The 20,321-nt window shown below is 58.3% G+C and carries 20 protein-coding genes; 8 read left to right on the plus strand and 12 right to left on the minus strand.

The genetic code is table 11. The annotated features are described in order from the left end of the window. The first annotated feature begins 42 nt into the window (after positions 1-42). Positions 43-1,038: an RNA polymerase sigma factor RpoD/SigA gene (locus Q0Y21_RS15880; RefSeq protein ID WP_297797567.1), complete on the plus strand. Its 996-nt coding sequence runs from the start codon at positions 43-45 to the stop codon at positions 1,036-1,038. Here Q0Y21_RS15880 and Q0Y21_RS15885 read toward each other — a convergent pair. From Q0Y21_RS15885 to pdxH, 5 genes are read right to left on the minus strand one after another with little or no spacing between them, the layout of a single operon-like run. Then, positions 1,025-1,474 (minus strand): DUF3429 domain-containing protein, encoded by a 450-nt coding sequence (locus tag Q0Y21_RS15885; protein ID WP_297797569.1) that lies wholly within the window; start codon positions 1,472-1,474, stop codon positions 1,025-1,027. The genes Q0Y21_RS15880 and Q0Y21_RS15885 overlap by 14 nt on opposite strands. Then, the gene (locus tag Q0Y21_RS15890) at positions 1,471-1,776 is read right to left on the minus strand and encodes a DUF6482 family protein (protein WP_297797571.1); all 306 of its coding nucleotides are present in this window, start codon (positions 1,774-1,776) and stop codon (positions 1,471-1,473) included. Before Q0Y21_RS15890 ends, Q0Y21_RS15885 begins: the two co-directional genes overlap by 4 nt. A gap of 58 nt (positions 1,777-1,834) precedes the next feature. Beyond that, complete coding sequence (locus tag Q0Y21_RS15895; RefSeq protein WP_297797573.1) at positions 1,835-2,416, minus strand: DNA-3-methyladenine glycosylase I; 582 nt, start codon at positions 2,414-2,416, stop codon at positions 1,835-1,837. A 9-nt stretch (positions 2,417-2,425) separates the two neighbouring features. Beyond that, on the minus strand, positions 2,426-3,187 hold the full coding sequence (locus tag Q0Y21_RS15900; RefSeq protein WP_297797575.1) for a 4'-phosphopantetheinyl transferase superfamily protein: 762 nt from the start codon (positions 3,185-3,187) through the stop codon (positions 2,426-2,428). Further along, complete coding sequence (gene pdxH, locus Q0Y21_RS15905) at positions 3,156-3,791, minus strand: pyridoxamine 5'-phosphate oxidase (RefSeq protein ID WP_297797577.1); 636 nt, start codon at positions 3,789-3,791, stop codon at positions 3,156-3,158. Before pdxH ends, Q0Y21_RS15900 begins: the two co-directional genes overlap by 32 nt. A 123-nt stretch (positions 3,792-3,914) precedes the next feature. On the opposite strand from pdxH, the gene Q0Y21_RS15910 reads away from it, so the two are divergent. Then, positions 3,915-6,722 (plus strand): DUF748 domain-containing protein, encoded by a 2,808-nt coding sequence (locus Q0Y21_RS15910; protein WP_297797579.1) that lies wholly within the window; start codon positions 3,915-3,917, stop codon positions 6,720-6,722. Positions 6,723-6,727: 5 nt separating this feature from the next. Here the strand turns inward: Q0Y21_RS15910 and Q0Y21_RS15915 are convergent, their stop codons facing one another. Continuing rightward, positions 6,728-7,558, minus strand: coding sequence for a transporter substrate-binding domain-containing protein (locus Q0Y21_RS15915; protein ID WP_297797581.1), 831 nt, complete (start codon positions 7,556-7,558; stop codon positions 6,728-6,730). 106 nt (positions 7,559-7,664) lie between these two features. On the opposite strand from Q0Y21_RS15915, the gene yfbR reads away from it, so the two are divergent. After that, positions 7,665-8,258 (plus strand): 5'-deoxynucleotidase, encoded by a 594-nt coding sequence (yfbR, locus tag Q0Y21_RS15920; protein ID WP_297797583.1) that lies wholly within the window; start codon positions 7,665-7,667, stop codon positions 8,256-8,258. Between the two features lie 7 nt (positions 8,259-8,265). Here yfbR and Q0Y21_RS15925 read toward each other — a convergent pair whose 3' ends face one another. Then, positions 8,266-9,303: an SPFH domain-containing protein gene (locus Q0Y21_RS15925; protein WP_297797585.1), complete on the minus strand. Its 1,038-nt coding sequence runs from the start codon at positions 9,301-9,303 to the stop codon at positions 8,266-8,268. Positions 9,304-9,308: 5 nt separating this feature from the next. Further along, on the minus strand, positions 9,309-9,764 hold the full coding sequence (locus tag Q0Y21_RS15930; RefSeq protein ID WP_297797587.1) for an NfeD family protein: 456 nt from the start codon (positions 9,762-9,764) through the stop codon (positions 9,309-9,311). 162 nt (positions 9,765-9,926) lie between these two features. Between Q0Y21_RS15930 and Q0Y21_RS15935 the strand changes: the two genes are divergently transcribed. The 3 genes from Q0Y21_RS15935 to Q0Y21_RS15945 all read left to right on the plus strand — a co-directional run bounded on the left by Q0Y21_RS15935 (position 9,927) and on the right by Q0Y21_RS15945 (position 12,733). Further along, positions 9,927-10,742, plus strand: coding sequence for an SDR family oxidoreductase (locus Q0Y21_RS15935; RefSeq protein ID WP_297797589.1), 816 nt, complete (start codon positions 9,927-9,929; stop codon positions 10,740-10,742). A 107-nt stretch (positions 10,743-10,849) separates the two neighbouring features. After that, a complete protein-coding gene (locus tag Q0Y21_RS15940) occupies positions 10,850-11,941 on the plus strand; it encodes a sensor domain-containing diguanylate cyclase (protein WP_297797591.1) in 1,092 nt (363 codons plus the stop codon). A 12-nt stretch (positions 11,942-11,953) separates the two neighbouring features. Further along, positions 11,954-12,733, plus strand: coding sequence for a class II glutamine amidotransferase (locus Q0Y21_RS15945; protein WP_297797593.1), 780 nt, complete (start codon positions 11,954-11,956; stop codon positions 12,731-12,733). A gap of 50 nt (positions 12,734-12,783) precedes the next feature. Here Q0Y21_RS15945 and Q0Y21_RS15950 read toward each other — a convergent pair whose 3' ends face one another. Continuing rightward, positions 12,784-13,677 carry a metal-dependent hydrolase gene (locus Q0Y21_RS15950; protein ID WP_297797595.1) on the minus strand — a complete coding sequence of 298 codons (894 nt, stop codon included), beginning with the start codon at positions 13,675-13,677 and terminating at the stop codon, positions 12,784-12,786. Positions 13,678-13,909: 232 nt separating this feature from the next. On the opposite strand from Q0Y21_RS15950, the gene Q0Y21_RS15955 reads away from it, so the two are divergent. Together Q0Y21_RS15955 and Q0Y21_RS15960 are read left to right on the plus strand one after the other, a co-directional pair. After that, positions 13,910-15,016, plus strand: a complete 1,107-nt coding sequence (locus Q0Y21_RS15955; RefSeq protein ID WP_297797597.1) for an AraC family transcriptional regulator — start codon at positions 13,910-13,912, stop codon at positions 15,014-15,016. 190 nt (positions 15,017-15,206) lie between these two features. Further along, positions 15,207-15,614 (plus strand): TM2 domain-containing protein, encoded by a 408-nt coding sequence (locus Q0Y21_RS15960; RefSeq protein ID WP_297797599.1) that lies wholly within the window; start codon positions 15,207-15,209, stop codon positions 15,612-15,614. A gap of 154 nt (positions 15,615-15,768) precedes the next feature. Here the strand turns inward: Q0Y21_RS15960 and Q0Y21_RS15965 are convergent, their stop codons facing one another. The 3 genes from Q0Y21_RS15965 to nirB all read right to left on the minus strand — a co-directional run bounded on the left by Q0Y21_RS15965 (position 15,769) and on the right by nirB (position 20,294). Beyond that, positions 15,769-17,136, minus strand: a complete 1,368-nt coding sequence (locus tag Q0Y21_RS15965; RefSeq protein ID WP_297797601.1) for a wax ester/triacylglycerol synthase family O-acyltransferase — start codon at positions 17,134-17,136, stop codon at positions 15,769-15,771. A 115-nt stretch (positions 17,137-17,251) separates the two neighbouring features. After that, the gene (gene nirD / locus Q0Y21_RS15970) at positions 17,252-17,620 is read right to left on the minus strand and encodes a nitrite reductase small subunit NirD (RefSeq protein ID WP_297797603.1); all 369 of its coding nucleotides are present in this window, start codon (positions 17,618-17,620) and stop codon (positions 17,252-17,254) included. A 160-nt stretch (positions 17,621-17,780) separates the two neighbouring features. Further along, complete coding sequence (gene nirB / locus Q0Y21_RS15975; protein WP_297797605.1) at positions 17,781-20,294, minus strand: nitrite reductase large subunit NirB; 2,514 nt, start codon at positions 20,292-20,294, stop codon at positions 17,781-17,783. Positions 20,295-20,321 lie beyond the last annotated feature (27 nt).

A 20,321-nucleotide genomic window follows, 5' to 3' on the forward strand; every position in this document is an offset into this window, starting at 1 on the left:
CAGTCGTATTCTTCAGTACATTTTTTGAACGGTACCAAAGCCATGACCAAGTCTGTAAGGCTGGGACCGTCCCCGACCATAACCCCAAATGGTGAAACGGATTCTCTGGTGGGGCTGTACTTCAGGGATGCGTCCCGGTATGAACTTCTGGGAGACAAAGGCGAGCAACGCCTTGTTCGTCAACTGACGCGGTGCTATCAGGTGATTGGCCAGGAACTGGCTTTGCCTGATGACTCTCCGCAGACCTACCGCGACATCGTGGGCAGTCTCGGTGATGCCTGTGCTTTCTCGACCCGATGTCGCCGCGCCTACCATCTTGCCCGTGCATGCCGCAGCAGGCTGGTCGAGAGCAATCTGCGTCTGGCGGTTCACATCGCCCGCCGTTACAGCCAGTACGGTATTCCGATGGCCGACCTGATCCAGGATGCGAACGTGGGGCTGATCAAGGCGGTGGAACGTTTTGACCCGACCAGGGGCTTCCGTTTCTCCACTTACGCCTACTGGTGGATTAGCGAAGAGGTGAAGCGTTGTCTGCAGCGTGGCACCCGCCTGGTTCACACCCCGGAAAACGTGGTGGATGAGATCCGTCAGCTGCGTCGGGTGTCCATGCGGTTACATCAGGCCCTCGGGCGGGCGCCGCTTCAGAGCGAGCTGGCGCGGGAAATGGAAGCGTCCCCTTCCCGGATTGGTGAGCTTCGGGCACTGGCGAGTCGGGAGCTGTCCGTCGATACACCGGTCTCTGATTCTGGCGGCCTCACTCTGGGTGACAGTTTGAGTGCCAATGACCAGTTGGCGCCTGAGCACTCGATGGAGCAGCGTGACCGGAAGAAGACTCTGGCGGAGATCCTGGGGGAGTTGACGGAGCGGGAGCGCTCAGTGCTATCTCGTCGGTTCGGGCTGGGAATGCCAGAGCCGGACACCCTCCAGGTCATTTCAGACGACCTGGGCATCAGTCGCGAGCGAGTGCGACAGATTGAGAAGGGTGCTATCCGGAAAATCCAGTCAAAGCTGGGGGTGGAGCCCCTCAGTGGGTCGTGAAAAACCAGGTGCCGGCGGCGACCTGACAGGCGACAACAACGGCAGTGAGCACCAGCCGGAGTTTCAGGTACCACGCCGGCCAAAAGGCCTTCATCCATCGGGCGTCGACAAAGTAAAGAGCCAGATAGGCGGTGGTATACAACGCGATCTGCCACGCTGTTGTTAGCAACAGGCCAAGACCGGCGGACAGAAAGAAAACCTGGCTGAGCAGCATGGTCACCAGGGGTGAGAGCGGGTAGCAGCGGTTTTCCAGCTGCATAGCAATGGGCCAGTAAACGCCGCCCATGAAGGCCAGAACGCCCGCGCTGTAGAGATAGAACCAGCCGATGATTGCCACGCTGTGCGCCGGGATGAGAAACAGCGAAACAATGGCTGCAACGAAGGGCAGCAGGCCCAGAAGGCCAACGAGAATCGCAAGGCGGGCTACTGCAATCACGATGTTTGCCCCTGTACCCTGATTCTCATCGGACTGATGTCCGCAGGCTCCATCCCGACCATCTCGTGGTATGCCGACGGATAGACGATGTCTGTCCTGGCGATAACGTAGCCTCCCAGTATGTCCTGAATTTGCCAGCTGCCCCGAAACAGCAGGGTTTTACCCTCTTTATCGGAGAGAATGAGCAGCCGATTGCCAAGATGGAGTCTCGCCATGTATTGCTGGCCCTCGATGGAGATGATCTCCAGCAGATCAATGGCGTTGTCGTCGCGATTACTGAGTTCGTCGAATGTTATTCTCACCGTGGTGCTCCGGGGTGACGTGGTACGCCAATACTTACGCTCCCCGGTAGCAATAGGATCAATTCCCCAGAGCCTGACATTCCCTGTGTTGTGGGCAGCTGACCAGGTGATCATTGACCATGCCGGTCGCCTGCATGAAGGCGTAGACAATGGTCGGCCCCACGAAGTTGAAGCCGGCTTTTTTGAGCGCGCGGGACATGGCTTCAGCCTCAGCGGTGGTCACCGGTACCTCTGACAGGCTCTGCCAGTGATTCTGAATCGGTGCGCCATCCACGAACGACCACAGGAAGTCACTGAAATCGACGCCCCGTTCTTTCAGGTCCAGATAGCTTCGGGCGTTGCGGATAATTGATTTTACTTTCAGTCGATTGCGGATGATGCCGGGATTGCCCAGCAATTCCTCCACTTTCTCGTCGTTGTAGCGGGCAATCCTTTCCGGATTGAAGTCGTCGTAGGCGGACCGGTAGCTGTGCTGCTTGCGCAGGATGGTAATCCAGCTCAGACCGGCCTGCTGACCGTCCAGGCAAAGCTTCTCGAAGAGCGCGAGTTCATCGTACTCGGGGCGCCCCCATACCGTGTCATGGTATGCGGTATAGAGGGGATCGGTGCCACACCAGGGGCAACGGTTGTTCTCATCCATAAGGGCTCCTTATCGGGTCAGGCTGGGCGCGATGGGCCGGTGCCAACTGAAGCGTAACGGGCTGTCCAGTGGAATCGGTCTGTCGAGGTCCAGGTCGACGTCTGGTCCGGACAAAAGCCCTCCGCAAGGCAGCGTCTGGCGGTCATGCCGGTAAACCAGGGTCACCAGGAAGCCTCCCAGTTCGCCGCTGGCGGCTTGCCATCCGGCGTCGTGACGGTCACCGGACAGGCTGAAGTCCGGCCGTACTTCCAGTGTCTGCAGGTTGCCGGCTATGCCCCGCCCCGTGGCTTTCAGCCAGGCTTCCTTGAGCGTCCACACCCGCAGGAAGTCCTCCTGGCTGTCGTTGGCGAGTAGCCAGTTCTGTTCTGTCGGGGTGAACCACCGCTGCACGATTTTTTGCCAGTGGGGATGTCGGTGGAGTGGTTCCAGATCCAGGCCGATACCCGGTTGGTCACTGACAGCACAGCCTGACAAGCCACCACTGTGGCTCAGGGACAGGTGCCAGCCATCCGGCCGGGCTGAAGCGACAGGGCGACCGCTGACCGGTTCGCATTCCCGTGGGGGGCATTGCGAGCGGCGTCCGATTGCCTGTCGAATCAGCCAGCGGCTGCTGAGGTACTCCCGCTGTCTGGGGCCGGAGAACTGCGCCACCGTGGCTCGTTCGTACTCGGTCAGCCAGTGTGGACAGGACAGAGCCCCGGCCTCGGGCTCCCGGCACAGCCAGACCGTGGCTGCCGTCTCAGGGTTGCAGTCGCTGGATGTGCCAGCCATCACTTTGCCTCACGTATTCAAAACGATCATGCAGACGGCTGGGCCGGCCCTGCCAGAACTCAATCCGTTCCGGTATTACCCGGTATCCTCCCCAGAAACTGGGCAGCGGGATTTCCCCCTCACTGAACTTACGCTTGATTTCAGCCACCTTCTGCTCAAGCAGACCGCGGGAGGTAATGGCCTTGCTCTGCTCCGAGACCCAGGCGCCAATCTGGCTGCCCCGTGGACGGGAGGAGAAATAACGCAGCGATTCCGCCTTGCTCACTTTTTCCACGGTGCCCTGGATCTTTACCTGGCGATTCAGCGCAATCCACGGGAACAACAGCGCCGCTTTCGGGTTCTGTGCCAATTCCCTGGCCTTGCGGCTTTCGTAGTTGGTATAGAATACGAAACCCTGATCGTCGTAATACTTCAGCAACACAGTCCGTAGATCTGGCATGGAGTCGCTGCCGGTGGTGGCCAGAGACATGGCGTTGGGCTCCAGAATGCCCGCCGCCCGTGCGTCGTCAAACCAGCTATGGAACTGCTTTATCGGGTTGTCATCCAGCGCGTCCCGTTCCAGGCCTTCGCTCTCGAAGTCGCGTCGCATGTCACTGATATCCATTCGATGGATCCTGTCGTAAAAGGTGAGTCTTCAGTACTATTGAACGCATTAACATACGGTGGTCTATTCTTTCAGGATTGAAGAGTGATGGAAACTGACGCGCAACAAACGGGGAGCTCTGGAGTGTCCAAGGCGCAAACGCGAAAACCTGTCTACAGGAAGGTCTGGTTCTGGTTGGTGTTGCTGCTGTTGGCATACACGTTAGCCGGCTTTTTTCTGTTGCCCTGGTGGCTGCAGCGGTTTGTCCCGGAACAACTTGAGCAGCGAATGGGCTGGCAGGCGCAGGTCGAGGAGATCAGGACCAATCCTTTCAGCATGAACCTGGATATCCGCGCCCTGACCGCGGATGACGCCGATGGCGAAAAAGTGATCGGGTTCGATCGTCTGTTTGTCGATCTGGGGTTCTGGAAACTGTTCACCGGTGTGGTTGGGCTGCAGGCCATTGCGCTCGAGGAGCCATTTATCCGCCTGGACCTGCTGAATGATTACAGCGTGAATTTTGCCAGGGACTGGAACGAGGCCAACCCTGCCGCCACTGAGCCGGAGCCGGCAGAGGACGATACGTCCGAACCGCCGAAACTGTATTTTCAGCAGATTACCGTTAATGGTGGTGAGCTGTTGTTCCGGGATTTCAGCAAGGAGGAGCCTGCCGACTTCCGGATTTCCCCCCTCGACCTGACCCTTAACGATCTTGCCACCTGGCAGCGAGAGGGATCCCAGAGCAATTACTATCTGCTGGCGGCGCTCGGTAGCCAGACCATCGAGTGGGAAGGCGACCTGAGCATTAACCCACTTTACTCAAAGGGCTTTCTGCGAGTTGCCAATGTGGATCACGCAACGCTGAAGCATTTTCTGAAGCCGTATCTACCCTATGAGCTGAGAGGCGGGAACGTCACCGTCAGTACCGGTTATGAATTGAGTGTGGCAGAACAGTTGCACCTGACCACCTCGGATGGCTTGCTGGAGCTGGAGGAGCTGGCATTGGCGCTGGACGAGGATCAGAAAGACGCCGCTCTGACAAATGGACGCCTTGCTGTAGACCAGATTGGTTTCAGCCTGACGGGGCGCCGTGCCGATATCGGCACGATTACTGTGGATGCTCTGGATCTGTCCCTGGCGCGCAGTGCCGAAGGCGAGATAGACCTGCTGGTTCCATTGCAGCAAGGCTCAAAAGACGAGACCGACACGGATGCCTCGGAAACCGGAAATGAGGGATTTCTGTGGTCGATCGCCGAGGTAGAGCTGAGCAATAGCCGGGTGCAATGGCGGGATCGCCAACCGGAAACGCCGGCGGATATCACGGTTGAGGACCTGGCCCTGACCCTGGGTGGTATCAGCCACAAGTTAGAGGACCCCGTTCGTTACCGACTGCAAGGGACGCTTGCCAAAGGTGGTTCGCTGGGATTGGAGGGGCAGGCGACGTTACAGCCATTTACCCTGGAGGCCGGTGTGACCGGTTCCGGAGTGCAACTGGCGCCCTTTGAACCCTATATCCTTGAGGCGGCGAACCTGAACGTGCGAAGCGGACAGCTGGCTGTAGATGGAAACCTGGATCTGGATGGCCAGAAGGAGCCGCTAACGGGGACGTTCAGCGGCACAGCGGAAGTGTCTGCCCTCGACCTGACCCTGCCGGACTCAGATGAACCCTTGCTGGGCTGGCAAACGCTTCGCCTCGCACCGCTGGAGTACAACGTGCATCCGGCCCGCCTGGAAATCGGCACCATTACCCTGAGTCAGCCCGCGGTGAACGTCGTGCGCGGTGGTGATGGCCTGCATAATGTCGAGCGAATTATCCAGGAGATCGGGGCGCCAGCGGAGTCTGAGGCCGAGACTCGGAAGGAGGACAGTGAGGGTGAGCCAGATTTTATCTTCCGCATAGAGCAGTTGTTGCTGGAAGACGGCAAAGTGTCCTACACCGACCGAACCCTTGATCCGTCGTTTACGACCAGGTTCGATGAGCTGAAAGGCACGGTCACCGGGATCAGTAATATTGCGCCGCAACAGGGCAAGGTGTCGTTGCGAGGCCGGGTGGATGGCGTTTCCGACGTGAACTTTGAAGGCACCCTGGGAACCCTGGGCACTGATGACGTCAGCCAACTGAGTCTGGACATGAAGAACGCATCCCTGCCGAATCTGTCGCCTTATTTCGGGCGCTATCTCGGGTATGGAGTGGACAGCGGAAAACTCAATGTCGATATGACTTACGAAATCGCCGGCAGTCGTATCGACGCCACCAATATGATCGTGATGGACCGGCTGGAGCTGGGGCAGCCGGTGGAGAGTGAAGAGGCCGTCGGTGCGCCGGTGAAGCTGGGACTTGCGCTGTTGCGGGACCGCAAGGGCGTGATTGAACTTGATGTCCCGATCAGCGGCAACCTGGATGATCCCGATTTCAGTGTCGGAAAAGTGGTGATGCGGGCGTTTGTGAACATCCTTGCCAAGGCGGCAGCCTCCCCCTTCAGCGTTCTGGGATCGGTTGCAGAGTTGGCGGGTTTGTCCGGAGAGGAACTGAGCCAGGTCAACTTCCTGGCGGGCCAGGTCGCGTTGGCCGAGGGTGAGCAGGCGAAACTGGATGCCCTTGCGGATGCTCTGGCGGAGCGGCCGGCGCTGTTGCTCAATATCCGGGGTGTGGTCGCGCCGGAAGCGGATGGATTGGCGCTGTTGAAGCAACGGCTGGAGGAACAGAATGGCGGGGGGCTGAGCGATGAAGCCTGGGAGCAGGCGCGCCAGGAATACCTGGCCGGAGACCGCTCATTGCCCCCGGAAGCACTGGGTAATCTGGCCTCCGCGCGGGGCGTCTGGCTGCGGAAACAAATGCTGGAAGACTATGGCGTTGCATCCAAGCAGCTGTTTTTACTGGATCCGGTACGCAATGCCATGGCTGACGATCAGGGGCGGGTCGCCGTCGAGTTTGCGCTGGATGCCCGTTAGTCAGATTAAGGGAGTTGATAGGGAAAACTGGTCAGGAAACCCGACGGTAACTGCAGCCCCCACTGCTCAACGAGCTGCCGGTACTGCCCGCTTTCCATCAGCGGTTCAAACAGGCGAATCATGTCCTTGTCGTCGACTGGAGCGTCAGGGTGGGTAATGATTGACAGGCGGTAGGACTGGTCGGGAACCTCGGATACCAGAAAGGTATCCCAGTCTTCCGGGTGGCGCTCCAGATATTTCTGAAGGTAGGCGCGGCTGACAATCGCAACTTCCGCAACGGAAGGCCTGTCGGCCTTGATCAGGTTTATGTTGCGGCGGTGGCTGTCGGAAAACTCGATATCGAATCGTTTCTCCAGCTCCGCGTTGTTGGTCTCCAGATTGGCGAAACCGTAGTGGTACCCTGAAATGGCGACAATTCGCCGCTTGTTCACATCATCAAAGAAACTCGCGTCACGACCGGGTTTCTTAAGGGCCAGGTATACATCTTCATCGGTCAGGATGGGCATTGTGGCGTTGAAATCATGATTTTCCCAGCCCCACTCCGGACTCTCGAAGAAAATGACATCGTACAGACCCGCCTCGAAATCCAGGTGACGGCGCTGGGGTGAGGTGTGAATGATCCTGAACCGGATGTCCTGATGGGCCTTGGCAACGCGCTCCAGCGTGTCAGCCAGCAAACCCGTGACCTGATTGTCCTCGGTGATACTGGCAATGGGTGGGAAGTTATACACACCTACCCGGATCTCCGTCTCGGCACTTGCCACAGAGAACGTCAGCCCACTGGCGAAAAAGGCCGCTACAAGAATCGTATTTCTGAATAGTTGGACAGGTGACACAATAGCGATCCCGGGGTATAGGTGTAAGCGTCTTCCAGAGTACTGTTACAGTATTCTAGTCATAAAGGGTCAAGTATAGACACATGAGCAAAAGGAAGCAGTCATTGTGAGCCGTCCCCTGAGCCATTTTTTTGCCTATGTCTCCCGCTTGCGCTGGATCAAGCGCTGGGGATTGATGCGCAATGCGATCGAGGAGAACGTAGCGACCCATTCCTGGGAGGTCGCGACCCTTGCCCACGCACTGGCTCTGATTCGTAACCGGCATTTTAATGGTTCGGTGAACGCAGACCGGATTGCGGCGGCGGCACTGTATCACGATGCCACTGAGGTCATTACCGGTGATATGCCGACGCCGGTCAAATATCACTCGCGGGTCATGCGAGAGGCGTTCGGGGATATCGAACACAAGGCGGAGGCGGAACTGCTGGCGCTGTTGCCGGAGGACCTGAGGGAAGATTTCGCGCCCTATATAAGAGAGTCTCAGTTGTCGGCGGAGGAGCAGGAGCTGATCAAGGCCGCAGATCGTCTGTCAGCCTGGTTGAAATGTGAGGCTGAGATCCGCACCGGTAACAAGGAGTTTGAGCCAGCCGCCGAGCAGATCGCACGACGGCTGGAACAGGATGGGTTACCCGAGGTTGCCTACTTCATGGAGGTGTTTGCCCCCGGTTACCAGCAACCCCTGGACAACCTGCTGGGGTAATGCCCGTTCAGGAAGCGGCGCCGGAGGAGGCAACCATGCCGCCGCGCAGGCCATCACGCTGGACCGACTGGCGCACCACGTCTTCCGGGCTGCCCGCGAGTTCACGGAACATGCCCATGGAGCCCAGCAGTGCGGACGACTCATAGGGTACGAACACCCGCTCGCCGTCCTTGGCCATGTTCGGCAGCACCTTGATGTAGCTCTGCCCCAGAAGGTAGCCAATAACGGTCTGCTTGTTCTCTTCCGATTCGCCCATGGCGCTCAGTACCAGGCGAATGGATTCCTGCTCACCCTGGGCACGGAGGATGGCCGATTCCTTGTCACCCTGGGCGTTAAGAATGGCCGACTCGCGCTGGCCCTGGGCCATGGCAATGGCAGCGGACTTCTCACCTTCCGCTTCGGTCACGGTGGCGCGACGCTTCCGCTCTGCCGCCATCTGCAGGCGCATGGCTTCTTCCACTTCCTCGGGCATGCTGATGTCCTGCACTTCCACCCGCGTCAGTTTGACCCCCCACTTGGAGGCGGGTTCTTCCATTTCCGACTGGATGGCGTTGTTGACCTCACTGCGGGACTCGAACAGCTTGTCCAGCTCCATCTTGCCGACCACCGAGCGCAGGGTCGTTTTCGCCAGCACTTCCACCGCCTGGCTCATATTCGCCACTTCATACACGGCTCGCCGGGGATCAATGATCTGGTAATACAGGGCGCCATTGATCTTGACCGTGACGTTGTCGGTAGTAACCACGGGCTGGCCGGGAAAGTCCATCACGGTTTCACGGCGATCGATACGGGTCTCATCAGTCGTGACCGGGTGGTAGTCATCCCCCATGCGCATGTAGCGAATCATGGTGATCGGTCGGGGGCGTTCGATAAAAGGAATGATGATGTTTACGCCGCTCTCCAGTACCCGGTTGAAGGAACCCAGGCGCTCAATAACCATGACCTCGGACTGGCGCACGATCACCAGACCTTTGGCGATGATCGCGACACCGATGACAACCAGGACCAGGCTGATGATTAGCCCGGGTGACATAAATGCTTCCATACTCGTTACTCCGTGTGATTGACGCTGTGGACAACGGCGGTGGTGCCGTCGAATCGTTCAAAAATGACTTCTGTGCCTTCCGGTAATTCCGTAACCCCGGTATCACTGGTGCGAATCCGGTAGAAATCGCCATTGACCTTGATGCCGGAGGCGCCGTCAAAATCCCGCTGTTCGCAATGGTAGCGGCGGCCATACTCGACACCGGTGCCCGTGGTGCCATAAGCGATTCCCTTGGGTGAGAACCGGGGGCGAAGCCAGAGAATGGCGACAGGAACGAGAATGCCGGAAAACACCCCCATGCCCACAAGTTGCCATTCGAAAGACATACCAATGAATGCCAGTAATGCCGTCAGTGCGGCTGCAGCGCCGAGAGCCAGCAACACCAGGACACCGGAGGCAAGCTCCGCCAGGCTCAGGATCAGGGCCAGAATCAGCCAGAAATGCGTGAGACTCCATTCCATACAGGTCATGTCCGTCAGTGGTTGGTTTGGAAAGTCGCAGCGGATTGTAGCATGGCTCTCGCGGTTGGCCTGAGTGCCCGGTACCGGCGACCTCTTATGCCATGGTCTGGAACCGGACACCTGCTAGAGTAATTACTTTAAAACAATGAAGAGGCCCCGGCCATGAAAGATCTGAAGAACAAAGTTGCGGTTGTTACCGGTGCAGGTTCCGGCATTGGTCGCGCCCTCGCCAAGTCACTCGCTGCCCGTGGTTGTCGCCTCGCCCTGTCGGACGTGAATGAAACCGGCCTGGCGGAAACCGTGAAGGAGCTGGGTGGCGCGGACGTTAAAACCTACAAGCTGGATGTGTCCAGTCGTGACGCGATTTACGCCCATGCCGAAGAGGTCGCCAAGGATTTTGGTCAGGTAAACCTGGTGATCAACAACGCCGGTGTTGCCCTGTCTGCCACCGTTCGTGAAATGACCGATGACGATTTCAAATGGGTGATGGACATCGATTTCTGGGGTGTTGCCCACGGTACTCGTGCCTTCCTGCCCCATCTGATTGCCTCCGGTGACGGCCATGTCGTTAACGTATCCAGCGTGTTCGGCCTGATTGGTGTGCCCAAGCAAAGCGCCTACAATGCTGCCAAATTTGCCGTGCGTGGCTTTACTGAAGCTCTGCGTCAGGAAATGCAGCTGGAAAATCAGCCGGTGGCTGTCAGTTGTGTGCACCCCGGTGGCATTCGCACCAACATTGCCAACGCTGCCCGTATGGGCAAATCGGAAAATGCCGATGCCCAGCGTAAGGGTTTTGACAAGCTGGCGATGACCACACCTGAGAAGGCTGCTGAAATTATTGTAAAAGGTATTCTGAAGGACGAATCCCGCATTCTGGTGGGCCCGGATGCCTGGGGCATCGAAGCGATCAACCGTCTGCTGGGATCCGCTTATCAGCCACTGGTAGCGAGATTCTCCCGCAAGAACCTGTATGTCTGAGGCATGAATTAATGTGTAGCAGGTTGCGACTGGATCGCAATCTGCTGTACATTTTACATACAGAGTTTTACTTCTATACTTGCTGTTCATCTAGGGAAAGAGTCAGCATGAAAACGCCTCATCACTCCGATCTGGGGGCTACACTGGAACATAGCCGCTCGGGTCTTCGCGATAGCCATCGCCGTTCGTTAATGCGGCTGTTGTTTCTGATCACCGGTTTGTCACTGGTGGTTTTTGCCTTCCTGCAGTTGCTCAACGGTTTCTGGTGGGTCGCAACCATCGAGTTGTGTGCCAGTGCCCTGCTGCTTTTTGGCATGGTCCGCCTGCGCACCTCCCCCCACCTCCAGCAATGGATCTATGGGTACCTGGTAACCCTGTTTTCGTTTTTCCTGGTGATCATACTTTTACCGGAAGCGTCGGTGTCGGCGTTTGTCTGGGTGCTGATGATGCCAGTGCTGGCTTACCTGCTTCTTGGCAAGCATGAGGGGCTAATTCTGAGTGTGCCCTTCATGATTGTGGGCTGTGTAGTCTATTTTATTCACCTGGGATCCATTGGTAGTGCCCACGTGATGATCGACCTGCTCAATATGGTCTTTTGCGGTGCCCTGATGCTCACCTTCGTGCATATGTACGAGATTCGCCGGGAAGAGGCGGAACAGCGGCTTGTCACATTGGCGCAGACCGACGCCCTGACCGGGTTGGCAAATCGCAGCAGTTTTCAGCATAAGCTGAGCCGCACCATCGCCGAGTGTGAGCGCAGTGGTACCGGGTTTGCTCTGGTGATTATGGATATTGACCATTTTAAGATGGTGAACGACAGCATGGGGCATGACGCTGGCGATCATGTGTTGCGAAACCTTGGTCAGTGCCTGCTGGAACGCTTGCGGATGACGGATTCCGTTGGCCGTCTCGGTGGCGAGGAGTTCGGCCTGATCCTCAGAGATGTAAGGCCGGCCGATGCCTTTGAGTTGATGGATGCGCTGCGCCAGCGTATTGCTGACAGTGAGCTTGTCTATGGTGAGTCGCGGATACGCGTCACCGCCTCTTTCGGTATTGCCCAATGGCCGGATCATGGCCGGCAGGCGGAAGAACTGTTTCGCGTGGCCGACCGTTGCCTGTACAGTGGTAAGCGCGCTGGCCGCAACCGGGTGGCGCCCGTGGGACCGATAACACCGAGAGGTGAAATGCTTACTGGCTGAGGGGGTTGAACCGTGTGTGAATTACTGGCCATGAGCGCCAATACCCCGACCGACCTGTGTTTCAGCTTTACCGGTCTGACCCGCCGCGGCGGCGAAACCGGACCCCATAAAGACGGCTGGGGGGTGGCGTTCTATGAGGGCAAAGGCGTCAGGGCCTTTCATGAATCCGGTGCCAGTGCCAGTTCCCGTATCGCCGAAGTGGTCCAGACCCATCCGATCAAAAGCGAAGTGGCCATCTGCCACATCCGCCAGGCTAATGTTGGTGAGATCTGTCTGGCCAACACTCACCCTTTTATCCGTGAGCTGTGGGGGCGTTACTGGGTGTACGCCCATAACGGCCAGCTATCCTCGTTCCATGCGCCCCAGGGGTTTTACGAGCCGGTGGGCTCGACAGACAGCGAAGCCATGTTCTGCGATATCCTCAACGATCTTCGCCAGCACTGTGACCGTGAGACCCCGGTTGACGAGGTGCTGGATCGCCTTGTTGCGTTAGCCCGGAACTATGCCAGTGAGGGCGTGTTCAATCTGTTGTTAAGCAATGGCGACTGGCTGTTTACCTACTGTACGACCAAAATGGCCAGCATTACCCGCCGTGCGCCGTTTGGCCCCGCCCGACTCAAGGATGCCGATGTGACCGTGGACTTCGAGTCGGAGACCACGCCGGACGATATTGTCAGCGTCATCGTGACTGAGCCGTTGACGACGGACGAACAGTGGGACATCTACGCGCCTGGCGAGTGGCGGCTATGGCGGGGAGGAGAAGTGATCAGGTCAGGTTACGCGCTGGCATAACCTGACCTGAAAGCCGTGCTACCGACTGCAGTGAATACCGACTGCAGTGATTACTGGAGTGTACGGCGGTTGCCGTTCTGGTACTGGGGCGCGATGTGCTCGTTGATCTGCTCCTTGAAGCTGGCAATCAATTCGCTGTTGTCGTGGTCCCAGGGGTGGAAGCCCGGCTTGAAGTATTCCAGCCAGGTCGGGATCAGGCTGGAGAAGGTGCCGTTCTTGCCCCACATACGCCACAGCCCTTTGGCGGTGTCCTTCAGCGAGAAGTGCTTGGGATCCTTCAGCATCATTCGTGTCGTGAAGTAGCTTGCCATCACACCCAGCATGGCGGTACTGAACGTCAGGTAGAAGGCGCGTTCAGCATAGGTGCCGCCGACCTCCTGGAAGACATCGTAGGTTACGGCCTTGTGCTCGGTCTCTTCAATGGCGTGCCACATCCACAGCGGGCGCATGGTTTCGTGCATGTCCTCGCGGACGTCACTGCGCTCCAGCAGCATGTCGGCCATCATGGCGGTCAGGTGTTCAAGTCCGCAGGTAATGGCCAGCTGGTGCCGCTTGGGCAGCTTCTTGGCAATGCCGAGAACCACTTCCAGATGCTTTTCCAGCTCTTCCACGGGCATACCGCTATCCCGCACATGCTGGTTCATGGCATCGTGCTCCAGGGAGTGCATCGCTTCCTGGCCGATAAAACCACGCATCTCAGCCTTCAGCTTCGGGTCGTTAATCTGATCCCGGTAATAGCGCACGGAGTCCACAAAGAACTGCTCACCCTGGGGGAACAGAACCGACAGAGCGTTCATGGTGTGGCTCAGAATGTAGCTGTTATCGAGCCAGTAACGGGGGACCTGCTCGCCAAACTCGAAGCCCATACGCTGGGGCTTGATGGAGACGTTATCCGGCGTGTTGGAAACCGGTGCCCTGGACTCTGCAGTTTTTGTTCTCAGCATGTTCATACTCCTCTGCGACTGAACGCTTTGGCTGATGTCATGTCTGCAGTTTGGGCAAGTCAACGACAACTGTGAATGCGTGAAGGGGACGCCTGCCGTTCAGGTTGGGACAGTAATGGCGGTTTAAATTGACTATGATGACAGTATCACAGGTGCCTCCAGCCCCAGTGTTGCGGTCGCTGGCTTCTGTTAGCATCAGAGTAACTTTCCCACAACACCCAAAGGACAACCTATGGCAAACACCAGCCCGGACAAAGAACGGCAGATGCTGGGGTTTTTCCTGGTGCCTGGCGTGTATATGCGGGTCATGGCCGAAACCGTGCGGCAGCTTGGCTATAATGACCGCTCGTTGTACGAGGGGCTGAGCTTCTCACCAGAAGACCTGAAGGCGAATGACAGCCGGGTGTTCGTGACCGACGCGATCCTGATGACGCAGCGTGCATTGGATCTGGCGGGCAAGGACGGCTTGAGCTTCATGCTGGCGCGGGAACTCAGGCTGACCATCCATGGCACCCTGGGCTTTGCCGCTCTGACCAGCCCGACCTTTGCCGATGCCCTGGATTCCGTTCGCCGATACCTGCAGCTTCGCGCACCCTTCCTCAGCATGAGTCAGTCCGAGGCGGGTGAAAACGTCCTGGTCCAGCTCCGTACCGAGTTCGATGCACCCGGGCTGTATCCGTTCCTGGCAGAGACCGTGAGCGCCACGCTGATTATGTTGACCGAGCAACTGCTGGACCGCGAGGATGCCGAAAAGCGGGGCTTTGCGATGACCGACGGCAAGTTACCGGGAGTCACAGTGCATCTGAGCAAACCCGAACCGGATTATTACGCCCGCTTCGCCAATCAGTTGCCAGTACGCTTCGAGTACGGCAAGCCTGAGGAAATGATGGTGTTTCCAAAGGAGCTGCTGAACGTGCGCATGCGGCTGGCGGATGCGGATGCCTCCCGCATGGCCCGTGAACAGTGCGAATTCGAATTGCAGAAGGCGTTGAAGGATCAGGGCGATATTACCCTGGCGATTCGTAATATGCTGCGGATGACACCGGGACCGCTGCCTTCCCTGGAGGCCATGGCGGATCGCTTCTGTGTGTCGTCGCGGACACTCAAGCGCCGCCTGGCGGAGAAGGACACCACCTATCGCGAGATTCTGGAATCGGTGCTCAAGGACCGGGCGATTCAGCTACTGCGCTATACCAACCAGTCGGTGAGTGAGATTGCCTACGAGTTGGGTTACGCGGACCTGTCCAATTTCAGCCGGGCCTTCCGCAAGTGGACCGGGAAATCGGCCAGCGAGTTTCGTGAAGATGGGCCCGATCCGGCTCCCGAGCTGGGGCCCTGAAGCTTTGGCTTGGGGCCCACGGGCCTCTTGTTGGGGAGCGTGGTCGCAGGGTGGTGCCTTATTTTTCTGAGAAAAAGAACTCGCTTTGCTCAGACACCTTTGTTCTCAGAAAAATAAGGCACCACCCCACGCCCTGCTGACCGGGGAGAGGGCCGTCCAAACCAAATCACCCACTAATCCAGGAAACACCATGCCATCCGAAAAAGACACCCACAGCAAACTCTTTGGTTATCTCCTCTGGATCTTCGGCTTCCTCGGATCCCACCGTTTTTACTACGGCAAACCGATTACTGGCACCATCTGGTTCTTTACCCTGGGCTTGCTGTTTATCGGCTGGATCATCGACCTGTTCCTGATCCCGGCCATGGACCGGGAGGCGGATCTGAAGTTTCGGGAGGGCGAGGTCAGCTACAACATTGGCTGGCTTCTGCTGACCTTTACCGGCGTGTTTGGCCTGCACCGCATGTATATGGGCAAATGGATTACGGCAATTCTGTATCTGCTGACCGGCGGGCTGTTCCTCGTAGGCGTGCTGTACGATTTCTGGACTCTGAACGACCAGATTTCCGAGCGAAACCAGGAAGTTAAATTCGGCTGATTTCCTACGGAGAGCTTCGCCGGAGTCTGACGAGACTTTCTGCTGCCTTCTTCCAAAACCGTAGAGGGCCAGGGATGGCCCGATCCGAGCCCACAGGGAAGTGCTTGTAGGCGTGTTTTGGGAGAAGGCGGCAGAAGGTTTCAACCACCCCAAGTCAGCTTCCCCCAGCAATCTCTAGTTCCGCCAACCCCTCTTCCAGATAATCCAACATCCGTTGCAGGCTTGGCAGCGTGCGGCGGCAGCCGATGAGGCCGAATTCGATCTGGTCGCGGTAGCTGGTCAGGGTCATGTTCAGAGCAAGCCGGTCCATGGCGATGGATACCGGGTACATGCCTTCCATTCGGGCACCGTTCCAATAGCAGTCTTCCGAAGGCCCCGGCACGTTGGAAATCACCACATTGAAGGTCTGCCACTTCGGTGCCATACCTGTGAGCAGGTTGAACGCCGCCGGCGCGAGCGTCAGTGCGGTGTAGTTCAGGATCTCCTCGGAGGACATGGTCGAGTAGCGATCCTTGGCCATTTTGACATCGTGATGGATGTGCATCAGCCGGTCGGCGGGATCGCTCAGATGGGTGCCCAGGGACGCGAGTATGATCCCGACCTGATTGCCTTCCTCACTGTCATCCCGGCGCAGGGATACCGGCACCATGGCGATCAGCGGTTGCTCCGGGAGTTCATCCTGGTTCATCAGGTAGGTTCGCAGGGCACTGGCGCACATGGCCATGACCACATCGTTCACCGTCACCCCGTAGGCATGGCCGACCGCGCGAATACGTTTCAGGCAGTAGGACTGCGCCGCAAAGCGTCGGGAGCCGGTAATTTTCCGGTTCAGAATACTGCGGGGCGCGTGGAAAACCGAATGGTAGGCCGGATCCTTACGGGCCTGATTGATCGTTTTCAGTAGTTCCCGGGCCACCGTGGGCACAGTACCCAGCTGTTTGCCGGATTCCCCGATCAGCTGTCCGATGCTACGCCACAACGACATCCCACCCTCATCATCCGAGCGCCTGGCCCGGGGCGGCAATGCCCAGATCGGGGGCATATCGCGCTGTTCGGGATCATGGGACAGCATGCGCTGCGCCATGCGCATGGCGGAGACGCCATCCACCAGGGAGTGGTGAATCTTGGTGTACACCGCAAACTGGCGTTCCCTCAGACCCTCAATCAGGTGAAACTCCCACAGTGGCCGCTCGCGATCCATCAGGTGGGAATGCTCCGCCGACACAAACGACAGCAACTCCCTGACGCGACCCGGCGTCGGCAACGCCTCGAAGCGGAAGTGATGTTCCAGGTCCAGGTGCTCATCCTTCACCCACACCGGTTGAGCGAATCTGCTGTCCAGGCGGCGGTCAAACGGCGACGTGACCGTGGTGTGCTCACGGAGCTGGTCCGCCAGCTGCGCCACATAGTCATCCGGCGCATTCTCCGGGAAGGAGAACAGTTGGAGTCCGCCAACGTGCATGGGTTGCTGGCGTTTTTCCAGCCAGAGAAACATCTGGTCGGTAGGGCTGAGTGGCTTCACGAGGTCATCCTTGTTGTTGGATTTTCCCTGATCTTACCCTAGCCGTGGCGGGAGGCAATTGACCTCTGGTAAAACCCGGTCAGGAAAAATAGCAACCAGCGCTCCAACCCCTCTATCAGGCCGCAGCCGTTTCCGAGTGAGTCACTGGAACCTCCAGCCTGATCTGGTCGCCGTCTAACAGGACCGGGTAGGTTTCGATTTTGACATCTTCGTCTTCCAGACACTGACCCGTCACCAGGCTGAAGTGCTGCTTGTACAGTGGTGACGCCACCACCGGTTCGCCCTTGATATCACCGGTAATACCCCGGGCCAGCACGTTCGAGCCACTGAACGGATCGGTGTGGCTGACCGCAAACAGTGCAGGCAAACGGTGCGGCAGGTAAAACACCGCCACCGGCCCGTCTTCGGTCCAGACCGCAACACCGGATTCCGGCACCAGATCTTCCACCTTACAAACTACATCCCAGCTAGTGCGAGCTTTCATAACAGTCTCCAAAGCAATCTTATGATATCTCTGCATGGTCACGTGAGTGAGGGGTATGGGGGTGTTTTTCTGTCAGGAAAAAGGTGTCTGAGCGAAGCGAGTTCTTTTTCCAGAAGAAAAATACCCCCATACCCCTCGCTCCTCCCGCCAAGTCATCAGGCTACGCAGACTCGGTCTCCAAAACAGGCCGCCGCTGATCCCGCTCGGTAGTCCACTGCTGCACCGGATCCTTCTTCTCAGGCGCATTGACGAACTCGCGGAAGCGCTTGCGCTTCTCCGGATCTTCCACCGCGGTCTTCCACTCACACTGGTAGGTGCCAACAATACTTTCCATGTGCTCTTCCAGCTCCTTGCCGATACCCAGACTGTCTTCCAGCGCTACCTCTTTGAGATATTCCAGACCACCTTCCAGATTCTCCATCCACACACTTGTACGCTGCAGGCGATCGGCCGTGCGCACATAGAACATCAGCACCCGGTCAATGGTGCGGACCAGTTCCTCGTCGGAGAGATCAGTGGCAAACAGGTCGGCGTGGCGCGGGCGCATGCCGCCGTTACCGCAGACATACAGGTTCCAGCCATTCTCGGTGGCGATTACTCCGATATCCTTGCTCTGGGCTTCGGCACACTCCCGGGTACAGCCGGACACCGCCATCTTGATCTTGTGTGGCGAACGCAGGCCCTTGTAGCGATCCTCCAGGAAGATCGCCATGCCCACGCTGTCCTGCACGCCGTAGCGGCACCAGGTGCTGCCGACACAGGATTTCACCGTACGCAGGGATTTGCCGTAGGCGTGACCGGTTTCAAAACCGGCGGCAATGAGTTTTTCCCAGATCTCCGGCAGTTCGCTCAGAGTGGCACCGAACAGATCCACCCGCTGACCACCGGTGATCTTGGTGTAAAGGTTGTACTCCTTGGCCACCTCACCCAGCACGATCAGCTTGTCCGGAGTGATTTCACCGCCGGGTACACGGGGCACGATGGAATAGGTGCCGTTCTTCTGCATGTTGGCCATAAAGGTGTCGTTGGTGTCCTGCAGCGGCACGTGGTCGGTGGCCAGGATGTGCTCGTTCCAGCAGGTGGCAAGGATGGATGCCACCGCCGGTTTACAGATATCGCAGCCGTGGCCCTTGCCGTGCTCCTGGATCAGGGTCTGGAAGGTACGAATACCGTTGACCTTCACCAGGTGGAACAGCTCCTGGCGGCTGTACGGGAAGTGTTCACAGATATCCTTGCTCACTTCCACGCCGCGTTTTTCCAGTTCGCTGTCCACGACGTTCTTCAGCAGCGCCGCGCAGCCACCACAGCCGGTACTGGCCTTGGTTTCGCCTTTGACGCTGCCCAGGTCGCTGCAACCGGCGTCAATCGCGCCGCAGATGTCGCCCTTGGTGACGTTGTGGCAGGAACAGATGGAGGCTGTCTCCGGCAGGGCATCGGGCCCCAGGGCCGGCGCGCCGCCCTCGCTTTCCGGAAGAATCAGGGTTTCCGGGTTGTCCGGCAGGGTGATGCCATTGAGGGCATACTGCAGCAAGGTGTCGTAGGGACCGTTATCGCCCACCAGAATGGCACCGAGCAGGGTCTTGCCGTCCTCGCTGACCACCATGCGGCGGTAGTGACCGGCCTGCTCGTCGTTGAAACGGATGTTGCGGGCGCCGGGGGTCTGACCATGGGCATCACCAATGGAGCCCACGTCCACGCCCAGCAGTTTAAGCTTGGTGCTCATGTCGGCGCCGGTAAAGGCCGCTTCACTGTCTCCGTTGAGGGCGGATGCCAGGGTGCGGGCCATGGTGTAGCCGGGGGCGACCAGGCCGAAGATCTTGCCGCCCCACAGGGCGCATTCGCCGATGGCATGAATGTGCGGGTCGGAGGTGGTGCACTGATCGTTGATGACGATGCCGCCACGTTCGCCAATGTCCAGGCCGCTGTCGCGGGCCAGGGTGTCCTGAGGGCGGATGCCGGCGGAGAACACTATCAGGTCGGTTTCCAGATGGCTGTCGTCGCTGAAGTTCATCCGCAGGCGGCAATCTTCACCTTCGACAATCTCGGTGGTGGCCTTTTCGGTATGAACCTGAACGCCCAGCTCCTCAATCTTGTGTCTGAGCAGGGCACCACCGTCGGTGTCGAGCTGTACCGGCATCAGTCGCGGCGCGAACTCCACTACGTGGGCGTCCAGACCCAGGCTCTTGAGGGCATTGGCTGCTTCCAGACCCAGCAGGCCGCCGCCGACCACAACACCGGTTTTGACGCCTTGGGCGCTGGCGCGGATGCTGTCGAGGTCCTCCAGGGTGCGATACACCAGACAATGGGGGTGCTCGTTGCCCTTGATCGGTGGCACGAAGGGGTAGGAACCGGTTGCCAATACCAGTTCGTCATAACCGTAGCTGCCCTCGGAGGTGGTCACGGTCTTCTGGTCGCGATCAATGGCGGTGACCTGTTCGTTGAGGTGCAGGTCGATGTTGTTCTCTGCATACCAGTCGGCGGTGCCCATGGCCAGGTCGGCGTGTGTGGAGCCACCGAAGTACTCGGACAGGTGGACGCGGTCATAGGCCAGCAGTTTTTCTTCGCCGAACACCTTGATATCGAAGCGGTCAGCGGCAGCCGAACCGGTCAACTGCTCAAGAAAATGGTGACCCACCATGCCGTTACCGATCACGATCAGGGTTTGTTTGCTCATGGTATTTCCTCTCTCTTTCACTGACGG

The sequence above is a fragment of the uncultured Marinobacter sp. genome (assembly GCF_947259545.1).
GTDB lineage: Bacteria > Pseudomonadota > Gammaproteobacteria > Pseudomonadales > Oleiphilaceae > Marinobacter.